Origin of the sequence: Candidatus Uabimicrobium amorphum (assembly GCF_009002475.1) — a bacterium.
GTDB classification, from domain to species: Bacteria; Planctomycetota; Uabimicrobiia; order Uabimicrobiales; family Uabimicrobiaceae; genus Uabimicrobium; species Uabimicrobium amorphum.
In genome coordinates, this window is the sequence record NZ_AP019860.1 from 8,460,488 (window position 1) to 8,472,844 (window position 12,357).

The following is a 12,357-nucleotide window of genomic DNA, read 5'->3' on the forward strand; positions in this document are numbered from 1 at the left end:
AATGACTCACCTACAGGTCTTACTTTATACGTGGTGTACTGCTATACATGGCAATCTATGATCTTATATTGTGTTTTTCACAAAGCATGCGAAAAAATAAGCTATATTTTCTTTCACTTATAAATTTTTTCCCAAGAGCAGTATAGTTTTCGGCATCTAATTCCCTGGTATGTGTGTCTAAAAAGTCGAGTGACGGATTCTGTTGTGTATTGCATTTTGCAAAATTTGGAGAACAGTTTATATACGCTGCTAAGCTGTGCGCACCTATACATAACTCGGGATACTTTCGCTCCAACTCCTCTACAATTTTTATGGCGCGTTGGTAGCGATACTCTGGTCTGTATCCGAGCATTTTTTTTACCATCATTGATAATTCTTCGGGAATATTACGCTCCATTTGATGTGGTGGGGGTATTATCTTCATTTGCTGATAGATTTTATGTGCTTGGTCTTCAAAACTTAGACGCGGTGCCGCGTATAATATTGGCACTCCTGTCAGGAGTTGATAGGCAACTAGGCCCAGAGAAAAAATATCCGAGCGTTCGTCCACAGGATCATTGCAAATTTGTTCGGGCGACATATACATCAATTTTCCCGTCCAGTGATCTGGTTGTTTGGCCATAACGTCCCCCATACCAAATTCCATTATCTTGCAAAAACCTTGTTTGTTGATAATAAAATTTTCGAGAGAAATATCATGGTGGATCGTATATTGGTGGGCGTAGGCAAGTCCCATCGCTATTTGTTTTAATATACAAACCACTATAGGTAGCGGGATCAATAGACCCGATCGCAGATGATATATCAAAAAACTGTACAAATCAACACCGGAAATATATTCCCAAACAAACCAAAAAAGTGTGTCATCAGTGCTGTGCATTTGCTTGGTATCTGTCCGCCAAGTGTAATTCTTCCATGGAAACTCTCTTACACCATAACACGTTGCGATGTTATCATGGCGCAACGGGACTAAAATTCGTGCCTGTTGGTACAACTTATCGATGATCCATTCATCTCTACTTTTCAAGTAATTGCGGAAAAAAACGCGATCTGTCACTCCACACATATTCCTTTCACCAATACAAAGAGAACTAGGACAACCACCGAGTTGTTTGATCGGTCGATACTGTTCTATCGCTGAAAAAGATATCTTCATGTATCATTCCTTGTCATGAAAATTGATATGGTATTGTTTATGTATGGAGATGTGGAGATGGAAACTTAAATTGGAATGAAGATAGGTATTTTTTGGTGTGCGATGCCCTCTCCAGCGGCTAATCGCCGGCAGGAGGGTATCGCATAATGGAGAAGGTCTACTCTTTTATCTTCTTAGCTGTGTAGCTGAGAATTTTGCTATTTGACCAGTACGAGTGACTGGGGACAATACTACTCTTATCAAGATTTTCTACATTTTGTAGTTCGTTAGAATTGCCTAAAAAAGCGCCCACTAGTCCCATAGCAACGCCTCTAGTTCCCTGTAATTTTGTGTATAGAGAACGATCAAAGGCCGAGCGTAGTTGTCTCTTTGGTAAATTTTCTAGATACTGTACTTTTTCGTCATAAGACAGAGCATTGAATTTTTCCGCTCCGGGAAGTTGTGCGATTTGGTCTCTCGAATATAAATATTTTAAGACAAGATCGTTTTCCGAGTAGACAATGAAATTATTGCGTCCTACTATGTTTGTGCCGTTAAATGTAAAAAATGCATCTTTGTCTACCGCTGCGGCTAAAAAACACATGTTGCCCCAAGGAATAGAACGTGCGGTATTTTCTGCCAAGGTATTTAATACCACTCTTGCTCCGAGACTATGGCATACTAAGTGAATGCGACTCTTTCCACCTGTTTGTTTGTTAATTTCAGAAACAATATGCATGATGTATTTTCCCGACTTATTCGCGCGTTTAATTGCCGTGGGAAAGTCCAGAGTGTTCGATGGCCAATAAATTCCGACATAATTGACGTTGCCAAGTTCCTTAGACATTACGTTACGTGCATTGCTATAAGAACTTGTTGCACCACTATATGAATTATTGAAACCATGAATAAAGACTACGGTGTCGACGTTCGGATTAATTGCACCTTTCATCGAACCTAACTTAATATCCTGAGGAGCGCTTAAAAAATCATACTCAGATCCGTCATCACAACGAACCATGATAGTTGAATTTGTTGCTTGCTCAGCAAACATAAATCCACAAAATAAAATGCATAAAACAAAATATCGCATGTTGACCTCCATAATTTTACTGTATGAAACTGCAAGTAGTTTCATTTTCATAAAACAACAGCGAGTTGTTGAGCATCGCTGTAAATAGAATTTATAAACTCGTTTTCATTGTAACAAAATCAATGTCAAAATTGACAAGATTTTTTTATTGTGCGACTTTCTTCTATGTTTAGGTATAAAAAACGGCCAAAGATGGGCATGCCTAGTTTTGTTTAGACTGTATTTTCATCGTAGTTTATAATGTGAAGAAACAAAGGGAATAAAAATGTCACCATATAGCAGTGAACTCGCTACGTTTAAGGTACACAACACGTTTTCCATTCCAAATCGCGGTTTTTGCATCGCAGGAGATGTGATCCACGGCACTATCCACAAAGGAGATTTTGTCGTGATTTCTTCTGTTGACAAAACGCTTACCAAAATTAGCGCAATTGAATTCTTACGCTCTAAAAACAGAGAGTATGTTACCTTAGTTATCGAGGAATGCGCCGTGGAAATTTGCAGCGGCATGGTCATTGAAATTATGAATCAATAACGATTACTAGAGAGAAAAGAATGGATTCCATACAACCAAAAAAAAGAATCATCATTTTAGATGTTTTGCGTGGTTTCGCTATATTGGGTATTTTATTGATGAATATTCAGTCATTTGCCATGCCATCGATCGCCTACGACAATCCAATGTCTGCGGAAGATTTTTCGGGTATGAATATCGTAATGTGGGTCACACATGCCCTCTTTGCCAACGGCAAATTTATGGCCATATTTTCGTTTCTCTTCGGGGCCAGCGTGCTACTTATCCTACAAAACGCGCAGAAAAAAAATCTTCGTGCAGGAAGACTGCACTACAAGCGTAATTTTTGGTTGCTTATGATTGGTCTATTTCACGCATATGTGATTTGGTTTGGTGATATCCTCGTGTGCTATGCACTTTGTTCGTTTCTATTGTATTTTTGGCGCAATTCATCTCCGCGCAAATTGTTTGTCAGCGGTATTTGTGCGTTTGTCGTATACGCGTTGCTGTGTTCTCTACTCTATATGGTGTTACTAGAAGTACCGCAAAGTGAAATCGCCGCGGAACGCGAAGTGTGGTCCGCAGGATGGCAAGAACAACAAGCCGAGGCGCGTGTATGGCGTGAAGGTACGTGGGGAGAACAATTCGCACTCCGCGCATATTTTTCCATGGAAGTGCAAACAGTGTTGTTCGTCTACTACAGTTTGTGGTATGCACTAGGATGGATGCTGATCGGCATGTCGGCGTATAAATCGGGTATTCTTCTCGGGCAACGTAGCAAACAGTTTTATCTACGTGCTGCGATCTATGGTTCTTTATGTGGAACGACGATTGTTCTGTGGGGAATTATACACAAGTTACAACAAGCATTTGCTTTTGAGTATTGTATTACTCTCGGAACTTTGTGGAACTTGGTCGGTACTATTCCCTTAGCGCTTTCCTATGTGGCGATGATTATATTGTGGTGTCAGAGTAACTTCATCACTAAATTTCGCGACACTCTCTCTAGTGTGGGACGTATGTCATTGACCAACTATTTTGGACAATCCATTATTTGCAGTTTCATTTTTTACTACCTGGGATTTTTTGGTGATCTTGTACGTTTCCAACAACTGATTGTTGTAATACTCATTTGGATTGCACAAATCATTTTTTCTAAATTATGGCTGCAAAGGTTTACATTTGGCCCTTGTGAATACTTGTGGCGCTACATGACATATGATATTGGTTTTCCGTGGAAGATAAAGAAGGAATAAAATCGTACATTTTTATTGTCGTTGTCGCCTTATAGATTCATTGCACAAATCAAAATTATATTTATGTCGGAGGAGAGAAAATAGGTGTGTGAATATCTACATCTATCGTAATTTACAGGAATGGGCGGACACTAGGTCCGCCCCTACAACGCACATTGTAAAAGGTATAAATTTTATGCGGTTGCAAAAGAGGCTACTCTTTTTTCTTTGGTTGTTCCTTCTCTTGTGGTTTAGTCGCGGGCACAAATTCGCGAACCTTTTCGTTGCCTCGTGCATAGGTGACGGTGAATTGCATGTACGAAACTTTCCAACCGTCCTTGGTACGTTTGAGTTTGTGAACGTACGTTCCCCAAACTTCCCACAAATCCGAACCGTTTTTCATTGGTAGTATATTGAGCGCGTAACCATGGGAAAAAACTTCGGCGTTGTCACCTTTGATGGTGACGCGATGGTTTGTACGCATGTGCAAACTTTTCTTGTCAGAATATAGAGCGCGCTTCCATGCTCCAATCAAAACGTCGGCGGCGAGAGTCATAGGTTTTCCACCAACTAAAGAGGAGAAATCGACTTTGATGGTATCCAAAAAATATGAACGACACTCTTCCCACTTTTTTTCATCTACCGTGGTATCGATGGCATTGACCACTTTGATAATTTGCCATTCGTCGTACATTTTTTTCATCTCATCACTTTGAGCGTACGCCGCAACACTAAATATTAAAAAGCAATACAAATATTTCATGACATTTCCTTACTAGCAAACAGACTTATGTACCCATTACGATGTCATCTATTGTAGCACGAATTATTGTTGGCGAAAACCACTAAAGTGACGTATCTCAATTGCAGCCTGATATGTAAATCAGGCCGCTAAAATATTGCGCTAAAACTACATATCTTCCAGAGTGATCTCTAACTCTCTCATGTATGTGATCACGTCGCGAATGTCATCGGTAAACATTCCTTTTTCGCGTCCGCGATTGTCAAAACGTCGCAACGCCATTAAATCGTCGTAGTACTCGCTACGTACCAAGCGTTGCCGATGGCGATGTCCTAGTGTTCCCTTTTGCATCTTAAGCGCATCCATGTGATGGCGAATTAAAAATAGTGTACGCGGTGAAACATATGGTTCCAAAATTTGCGCAGCTATTTCGGCGTGATGTTTTTTATCAATCGCTTTTCCGACATCATGGAGAAGAGCCGCTTGTAAAAACTCCAAATCGTATCCATATCCCTCGCGACGTGCTAATTCGAATACCTGTAGACTGTGGTAAAGAACATCGCCTTCAGGATGGTATTTTCCACCATTGACGTCTTGCAATGGTACGAGTAATGACTTGAACATCTCGTAGTTGTCAACTACTTCACTACTATACTTCTCACATTCTATCGTAACGTCAATTTGTGGGTATTCTCGGTCGATAAGTTGTGTCAATTCATCGATAGTTGCCGTGGGCATAAATTCCCCGGTAATCGAACATTTAAAACGATATTTTAGGTAATCTAAAGTATATATGCTCATTTCCACTTCAAAAAGTCCGTGGAGATGTATATGAGTAAAAATTCGTTCGACATTGTATTTTACCACGCGTTTACGCTCGACCTCATACACGAGGTTTTCTTGGTCTAGAATTTGTGTAATGAGTGATACATTGCGTGTAAAAAGATGAAGGTCAATGTCTGAATTTTTACGTATGTGGCCTGTGAGAGTACTACCGATGAGTTTTGGATGAAAATCCTGTAACTGTCTCATGAGAGACAGTGCATACAAACGCATGGTTTTTAAATTTTCAATGCGTTTTTCACCTTCATAAAGGTTTGCCTGGCGCAAAATTTCATGACGAATTTCAGTATTGGAAGGTAATTGGGATTGACGCTCATCAATATTTATTTGACGCGCAGCTTTCATTTTTGCAGTAAAATATTGGGCTTCCCCTTCGACATACATCATTTTTGCCGCTTCTAGAGTGATTGCCCGACGAACTTTGTTGTTTCTTTTTTGTTTCCTTTTCATCATTAAGTATGTTGCCACGCCACGCAGTAGCGCAGCTTTCCTTGTGTAATAACTTTGGTTTTACTTACAGTCGTAAATCGACTGCCAATAGAGTTGTTTGTAAAACGATTTGGATGTTTATCAAACTATTTCAATGATAACAATAAATATCTCCACTGCAAGAATTTAAGTTATTTTCTCCTGTAAAAACTCACAACTCCAATTTTACACTTTGAAAGTGCGGTCACATAACTATAATATGATGACTTACCATATATATAAATACGTCAACAGGAGAAAAAATGTCCTCGATTGTTTATTTTGCCCACGGCAAAGAAAGTGGCCCATGGGGCAGCAAAATTTCGCGTCTTGCGGAAATTTCCAAAGAATATTCTTACGCTGTAGAAAGTCCTGATTACACATTTTCCAAAAACGGTGACGAACGCACACAGCATTTTCTACAAAATGTATATAAAGACACGTATGAAAATGTCGTACTGGTTGGTTCTAGTATGGGAGGATATGTGGCAACGGTTGCCGCGCAAACCATAAAGCCCACCGCACTATTTTTAATGGCTCCCGCACTATACATGCCCAACTACTTTCAAAAACAAACATATAGTCCACAAACTGCACATATTAGTATTGTGCACGGTTGGCATGACGATATTGTTCCGGTCGACAATAGCATACGTTTTGCGCGTAAACACCACTGTGCTCTACATGTTTTAGACAGCGATCATCGTTTAATAAGCGCTATTGACCAAATAGCACAATTATATCGCAATTTTTTGGATAACATTCCTTCGAAGTAGAGAGTTTTGTATTTTTTTACCCACATTTTTTCATTGACTTAGCAACAAAAACAAAGTACTCTGTATTGCAAAGTATATTTTTTACTTACAATTTTATCACAGAACTATTATCTTATCTTAAGTATGAAAATGAACAAAAACGAAATAGTACAAAATATTAATTATATCAAAAACGTAATATCGTCTTCGACAGAGTATACCAACCTATCGGGAAAAGCGAGTATTTTAAGTGGCATGGTTGCCGTTAGTGGTTATTTTGCAACACAATATTTGGCAGGGCCAAACGTATTCTCACAACAAATAGATTATTTTCACCCTTTTGTTGTCGTATGGCTTATGGTATTTTTACTGGCGATAACCCTTAACATTATTTTTATCAAACGCAAAGCAAAAACAACTGGACAACCTGCGTGGTCACGCCTTGCAAGAATGATTTTTGATGCCATTTTTCCCGCAATTGTGGTGGGGGCATTGTTGACTCTTTATTGCATTAACAATAATTCTCCGCAATGGATTCCCATTGTCTGGATGGGAATGTATGGTTTAGGAGTGTGGTGCGCTAGCTTGTTTTCAGTAAAAGCGGTACGCTTTCTGGGTGCTTCTTTTATTATCACAGCAATGTTGTGCTTGTTTTTTTTACAGCAGTACGCAATGTTGATGTTAGCAATATCATTTGGCGGATATCATATTGTATATGGCGTATGGTTGTATTGTAAATATGGCGACTAAAAATATGAGCGATGATGTAATACAGTTAGATCAACTTTTGGAGCTAGACAAAGTAATTCACGAACGAGTACGTCTGGGAATTATGTCAGCTTTGTCTGCCTCCAAAAAATTGACGTTTAACGATATAAAGCAAGTCCTAAAAGCAACTGATGGTAACTTGGGAATGCATCTACGCATGCTGGAAAAGCATGAGTATATCGAAGTCGAAAAAAAATTTGTAGGACGCAAACCTCAAACCAGTTACCAAATTTCAGAAAAAGGACAAAAAGCTTTTCGTCACTACATTTGTATTATCGAAAAGTTGGTATCTGAATTAAAGTAGGGATGAAATGAACGATAAAGAAATAGAGAATATTCCCCGTCACATAGCGATTATAATGGACGGTAACGGACGCTGGGCTCAGGCAAAAAAACGACCGCGTATCATGGGTCACCAACAAGGTGCAAAGGTAGTGGAAAAAATCTCTCGAGAATGTGCGCATCTAGGAGTAGAACAACTTACCTTGTACACCTTTTCAGAAGAAAACTGGCAACGCCCGGTGGATGAAGTGCAATACTTAATGAATTTACTAAAAAGGTTTTTGAGAAAAGAGCGCAAAAATTTAGTGGAGAACAACATCCGTTTTTGTGCCATAGGCGACCTAGAGCGTCTACCAAAAGATGTACAACATGAATTGCAAAAATCTATTGACGTAAGTTACAACAACGATGGAATGAAATTGTGCCTTGCCCTATCTTATGGCAGTAGATCAGAAATTGTAGATGCGACAAAAAAAATTGCCGCACAAGTGGCAAAAGGAGAAATTAACATCGAAGATATCAACCACCAACTTTTTGCACAAAACCTTTACCAACCAAACATGCAAGATCCTGATTTACTCATCCGCACTGGCGGAGATATGCGCGTCTCGAACTTTTTATTGTGGCAAATATCTTACAGTGAATTGTGGGTAACACACACAATGTGGCCGGACTTCGCCAAAGAAGATCTACTACAAGCCATTCAAAGCTACAGTACGCGCGAACGCCGTTTCGGTAAAATTTCCGCTCAAGTAAAAGAAAATCACCGCAAGATTATTCCAGGCTAGGACATGTCATCTAGCTTGGTGATACCAATAAAAAAGCGGCAAAATTCGCCGCTTTTACTACACCTAGTCGCTACTCACCTTTGATATATTCAAAAAACTTATCCCTGATTTTGTTTGGCCATAAATTTTTTGCCTGGGTAGATTTTTTGGTAAAATAATTGGCAAAGTTTTCAAACTGCAACCTATTCAAATCAAACAAAAACATACGCGCCTTACTTGTCGGAAACGCCGCATAGCGCCAATCACTACAAAGATTGCCACCGTTGTTCTTGTTATATCCCGAAAAAATCGGAAAGAGATGTTCCGTTTTTATCAAATACACGTATGTGTCTACAGATGTAAAGATCGCCAACATCTTCCCGTCAGGAGAAAAAGACAACTGATATTTTTTTCCAGGTACTGAAATCAACTGTTGTTGCCACCCATCTTTCCCTTCAGTAACTAGGTACAACTCTCCCTCTTGCCCGGTGATTGCGAACATTGCATTTTCACTCTGTGGGCACCAAGCAGCGATTTCGAAAACATTTTTCCCCTCCTGCAACGAGGATTTAAACAAAGTAGTTCCTTTACTATTTATAACGGAAAACAAATTCATTTCTTGGCATACAACAATCAAATCGCGCGTCGGATGCCTCTGTAGAGAATGAATTTTACGTGTAAGGTGACATATTTTTTGCACTTCTCCTTTGGAATACTTCCACAGTGCATGCCCCCGAGAGAAGTACAAATCATTATTTTTTGCGAACATCAAGCTGCGAATTTCTTCATTTCCTTGCTCGACAGACCAACTTTTAACAGCCTTTCCCTTTACTTTTACCCCATCAACTATTTTATGACTCGTTTGTATGTTCAGTTGCGAGAGTTTACTGCTTTCGATCATAATAATGTACTGCCTACGCAGTTTTTTATTGTGTACCGCAACCGCCACCCATTTGTTATCATCGCTTACTTTCACATCCCACACCGACACGAGAAAACTGAAGGTAAGAAAATTTTCATAACGATTTTCGCGTTTATACCAAATGGATAATCCTTTATGCCACTGGAAAATGATGGCCTCTACCTCATTGTTCTTTTTGATAAAAATGCACGGTTTTGAGGACATGTATTTTTCATTAAAAATTTGACGTGTCACTAAGTTATATGTGGAAAGAGTATTACGACTAGGGTGTAATATTTTTTGAATCACAAACGGCATTTTCCATCGTTGCACATAGAACTTTTTCTTTGATTTTCCCTGTTGCTTTTCTTGTTTTTTCTCCTCGATCGCCACAACAACGATAAGTTCCTCTCTGCCTTTATCATAACGTGCATAATAGACATGCGGCTGGTGATAAATTGTCTGCTTGCTAAACGAATCACGTAAATAAAAATGATTTTCTTTATCCAAAGTAAAAAAGAAATGCTCATTGATAAAAGATATTTTTTTGACTTGGTTATACGTTTGTCGGCGGTGCATAACATGCGCCGTAAATTTGGGGCGTAAGGTCACATAGTTAATAAGCCCTGTATCTGTTCCCCAAAGTAAAAGATTACCGTTAGGACTCATCTCACTACACGCCAACCCCTCTGAAGGAATAGATGAAAAAATATACGGCTGTATCCTTGTAGATTTTGCGTCATAACGTTCTAGTTTTTGGCCAGTGTAAATGTATAGTTGATGATCTTTCCACACCGGGAATAGCTTACGCCGATAACGACCGACTTTGCGACTTTTTTGCGTTTTTATATGGTACACATAGTATCCGTCATCGTGAACGCAAAACGATACATACTGACTATCAGGCGAGAAGTCTAAATTTGTCGCTTTATTTTTCCCTTTTAATTTACACAGCTCTCTTATGATTTTATTTTCATGTGTATCGATAAGAGATGCTCCACCGTCAAGATCACAGTACGCCAAAAATCGCGAGTCATTCGAAAACTTAGCGTCTACACGCCCTAGTTTAGTTTCGACTCGTTTGATTTCTTGCTTTAGTTGCGTATCGTAAACGCTGCAATATTGACGTTGCCTATCTACCTCCGTTTCTCGAAAAAGTACGGCGAGATATTTTCCATTGGGGGAAAAGTAAAAATTATTGCAGTACGCCACTAGACGATTTTTTTCTATTAGAATCGGAGCCTTGTGTTGTCGTTCATTATTGCGCACAAAGTACATTTTTTGTTCTTTGCTAGTAATCGCGATATCGTTGAATGTCGATATTTCCACTTGATAAATATCTTCCACATGAGGAATAGGCACTGAGGACGTAATTTTTGGTAAACTCGGCATCACAAAGTAGCGCATTATGCTACGAGTGCTATCGAAAAAGTCTTCCATACTTTCCACTTTGCGAACAAGTATCTCGCGGTAGTCATTATTTAACTTTTTTTCCACATCGCGATATTTCTCCTCTATGTCTTCGAGAATAGAATGCATACCTTTTGAGGACGAGTATTTTTCATAAAACTGCATCAATTTACTCTTTGTCGTTGTCGTATAGTCTCCAAACGACGCCACTTCTTTGTCTTTGGCTTTTTCTAACTGATTATTGGCATCATTCAACTTTTGAGTGGCATCATTCAACTTTTGAGTGGCATCATCCAACTTTTGATTCACATTGATAAAAACAAGAGTTAACAATAGGGCCAAGACAGCGAGTCCTGCTGCAATTTTGTTTTTCTTGAGCCACATCACAGATTTTTTCGCTATTCCTGGAGGTTTTGTTTTTGTGGGTTTTCGATCGATCACACATTGTAGCTCTTCGCATAAAAATTGTACGGAATGAATGCGATTGACGGTTTTTTTCTCCAAACACTTTAGACAAATAACTTCGATATCACTTTCCTTACCCACTTTACTGTTCACCCGCGACGGCCGAATGGGATTTGTGTGGGAAACTTGAAATAAAATTTCAATCATGTTCTCCCCGGTAAAAGGGGGAAATCCTGTCAAAATTTCATAGAGAATAACACCAAGGGCGTATGTATCACAACTCGCCCCGGCCTTTTGCCCTTGCATCACCTCTGGTGCAATATATTTTGGTGTACCTATAATGTCCCCTGTTTTTGTCATATTTTCCGTAGTGTCTAAATTTCGTGCTAAACCAAAGTCGAGAATAACCGGGACACCTTCTTCAGAGACAATAATATTCGCAGGTTTTAAATCGCGGTGGATGATATTGTTTTCATGAGCATAGGCCACTCCCCGACACACTTCGACGAAAGTTTGCAATTTTTCTTTCAGAGGGATCTTTTGCGAAATGTACTCGTCAAAGGGAATACCTTTGATGTAGTCCATAGAAAAATAGTAAAGGTGATTGCTTTGTGCATCGACAAAACTATTGAGTTCTTTAATGCCGATGATGTTGGGATGTTTGAGTTTGGCAATAGACTGCGCTTCGGTGATGAACCTTTTGGTACTATGATCATCCATTCCCTGGTCTAAGCGAATAAACTTTACCGCACATTCATATTTCAAAAAGGTATCGCGGGCATGGTACACCACTCCCATACCACCACGCCCAAGTTCGCGAATAATTTCAAATTTACCTATTTTCTTTGTACTGCTCACCGAAAATATCTTGGTCAATTGTTGCGCGTCATACCAATTTGTCTGATCACAGGAAGCCACGCATACTTCATCCATTTTCTGATCACGTACAAACGATTGTATTTGCGCTGGGGAATACGGTCCATATTGCTTTTGTTGCTTTTTGTTATATATATACCACGAGTCCATAATCGCTTCACCT

Annotated in this window: 11 protein-coding genes; 6 read left to right on the forward strand and 5 right to left on the reverse strand. The window is 39.3% G+C overall.

Translation table 11 applies throughout. The annotated features are described in order from the left end of the window. Positions 1 to 55: 55 nt before the first annotated feature. On the reverse strand, positions 56 to 1,156 hold the full coding sequence (locus UABAM_RS29685) for a serine/threonine protein kinase (RefSeq protein WP_151971616.1): 1,101 nt from the start codon (positions 1,154 to 1,156) through the stop codon (positions 56 to 58). 157 nt (positions 1,157 to 1,313) lie between these two features. After that, entirely contained in the window at positions 1,314 to 2,228 is a 915-nt protein-coding gene (locus tag UABAM_RS29690) for a DUF726 domain-containing protein (RefSeq protein WP_173013653.1), read from the reverse strand. A 265-nt stretch (positions 2,229 to 2,493) separates the two neighbouring features. On the opposite strand from UABAM_RS29690, the gene UABAM_RS29695 reads away from it, so the two are divergent. After that, a complete protein-coding gene (locus UABAM_RS29695; protein ID WP_151971618.1) occupies positions 2,494 to 2,763 on the forward strand; it encodes a hypothetical protein in 270 nt (89 codons plus the stop codon). 20 nt (positions 2,764 to 2,783) lie between these two features. Then, positions 2,784 to 3,998 (forward strand): DUF418 domain-containing protein, encoded by a 1,215-nt coding sequence (locus UABAM_RS29700; RefSeq protein WP_151971619.1) that lies wholly within the window; start codon positions 2,784 to 2,786, stop codon positions 3,996 to 3,998. Between the two features lie 193 nt (positions 3,999 to 4,191). Here the strand turns inward: UABAM_RS29700 and UABAM_RS29705 are convergent, their stop codons facing one another. Further along, positions 4,192 to 4,740: a nuclear transport factor 2 family protein gene (locus tag UABAM_RS29705; RefSeq protein WP_151971620.1), complete on the reverse strand. Its 549-nt coding sequence runs from the start codon at positions 4,738 to 4,740 to the stop codon at positions 4,192 to 4,194. A gap of 147 nt (positions 4,741 to 4,887) precedes the next feature. Further along, positions 4,888 to 6,015 (reverse strand): HD domain-containing protein, encoded by a 1,128-nt coding sequence (locus UABAM_RS29710; RefSeq protein ID WP_229759326.1) that lies wholly within the window; start codon positions 6,013 to 6,015, stop codon positions 4,888 to 4,890. Between the two features lie 278 nt (positions 6,016 to 6,293). Between UABAM_RS29710 and UABAM_RS29715 the strand changes: the two genes are divergently transcribed. The 4 genes from UABAM_RS29715 (at position 6,294) to UABAM_RS29730 (ending at position 8,623) form a co-directional block, all read left to right on the forward strand. Continuing rightward, positions 6,294 to 6,806, forward strand: a complete 513-nt coding sequence (locus UABAM_RS29715; RefSeq protein WP_151971621.1) for a YqiA/YcfP family alpha/beta fold hydrolase — start codon at positions 6,294 to 6,296, stop codon at positions 6,804 to 6,806. A 129-nt stretch (positions 6,807 to 6,935) separates the two neighbouring features. Further along, entirely contained in the window at positions 6,936 to 7,535 is a 600-nt protein-coding gene (locus UABAM_RS29720) for a hypothetical protein (RefSeq protein ID WP_151971622.1), read from the forward strand. Positions 7,536 to 7,539: 4 nt separating this feature from the next. After that, positions 7,540 to 7,857, forward strand: coding sequence for a winged helix-turn-helix domain-containing protein (locus tag UABAM_RS29725; RefSeq protein ID WP_151971623.1), 318 nt, complete (start codon positions 7,540 to 7,542; stop codon positions 7,855 to 7,857). A 7-nt stretch (positions 7,858 to 7,864) separates the two neighbouring features. Continuing rightward, positions 7,865 to 8,623: an isoprenyl transferase gene (locus tag UABAM_RS29730; RefSeq protein ID WP_151971624.1), complete on the forward strand. Its 759-nt coding sequence runs from the start codon at positions 7,865 to 7,867 to the stop codon at positions 8,621 to 8,623. Between the two features lie 70 nt (positions 8,624 to 8,693). Here UABAM_RS29730 and UABAM_RS29735 read toward each other — a convergent pair whose 3' ends face one another. After that, positions 8,694 to 12,344 carry a serine/threonine protein kinase gene (locus tag UABAM_RS29735; protein WP_151971625.1) on the reverse strand — a complete coding sequence of 1,217 codons (3,651 nt, stop codon included), beginning with the start codon at positions 12,342 to 12,344 and terminating at the stop codon, positions 8,694 to 8,696. Positions 12,345 to 12,357 lie beyond the last annotated feature (13 nt).

Coding starts and splice junctions, on each gene's coding strand:
- UABAM_RS29685 (WP_151971616.1), bottom strand. CDS start 1,156: ATGAAGATATCTTTTTCAGCGATAGAACAGTATCGACCGATCAAACAA.
- UABAM_RS29690 (WP_173013653.1), bottom strand. CDS start 2,228: ATGCGATATTTTGTTTTATGCATTTTATTTTGTGGATTTATGTTTGCT.
- UABAM_RS29695 (WP_151971618.1), top strand. CDS start 2,494: ATGTCACCATATAGCAGTGAACTCGCTACGTTTAAGGTACACAACACG.
- UABAM_RS29700 (WP_151971619.1), top strand. CDS start 2,784: ATGGATTCCATACAACCAAAAAAAAGAATCATCATTTTAGATGTTTTG.
- UABAM_RS29705 (WP_151971620.1), bottom strand. CDS start 4,740: ATGAAATATTTGTATTGCTTTTTAATATTTAGTGTTGCGGCGTACGCT.
- UABAM_RS29710 (WP_229759326.1), bottom strand. CDS start 6,015: ATGATGAAAAGGAAACAAAAAAGAAACAACAAAGTTCGTCGGGCAATC.
- UABAM_RS29715 (WP_151971621.1), top strand. CDS start 6,294: ATGTCCTCGATTGTTTATTTTGCCCACGGCAAAGAAAGTGGCCCATGG.
- UABAM_RS29720 (WP_151971622.1), top strand. CDS start 6,936: ATGAACAAAAACGAAATAGTACAAAATATTAATTATATCAAAAACGTA.
- UABAM_RS29725 (WP_151971623.1), top strand. CDS start 7,540: ATGAGCGATGATGTAATACAGTTAGATCAACTTTTGGAGCTAGACAAA.
- UABAM_RS29730 (WP_151971624.1), top strand. CDS start 7,865: ATGAACGATAAAGAAATAGAGAATATTCCCCGTCACATAGCGATTATA.
- UABAM_RS29735 (WP_151971625.1), bottom strand. CDS start 12,344: ATGGACTCGTGGTATATATATAACAAAAAGCAACAAAAGCAATATGGA.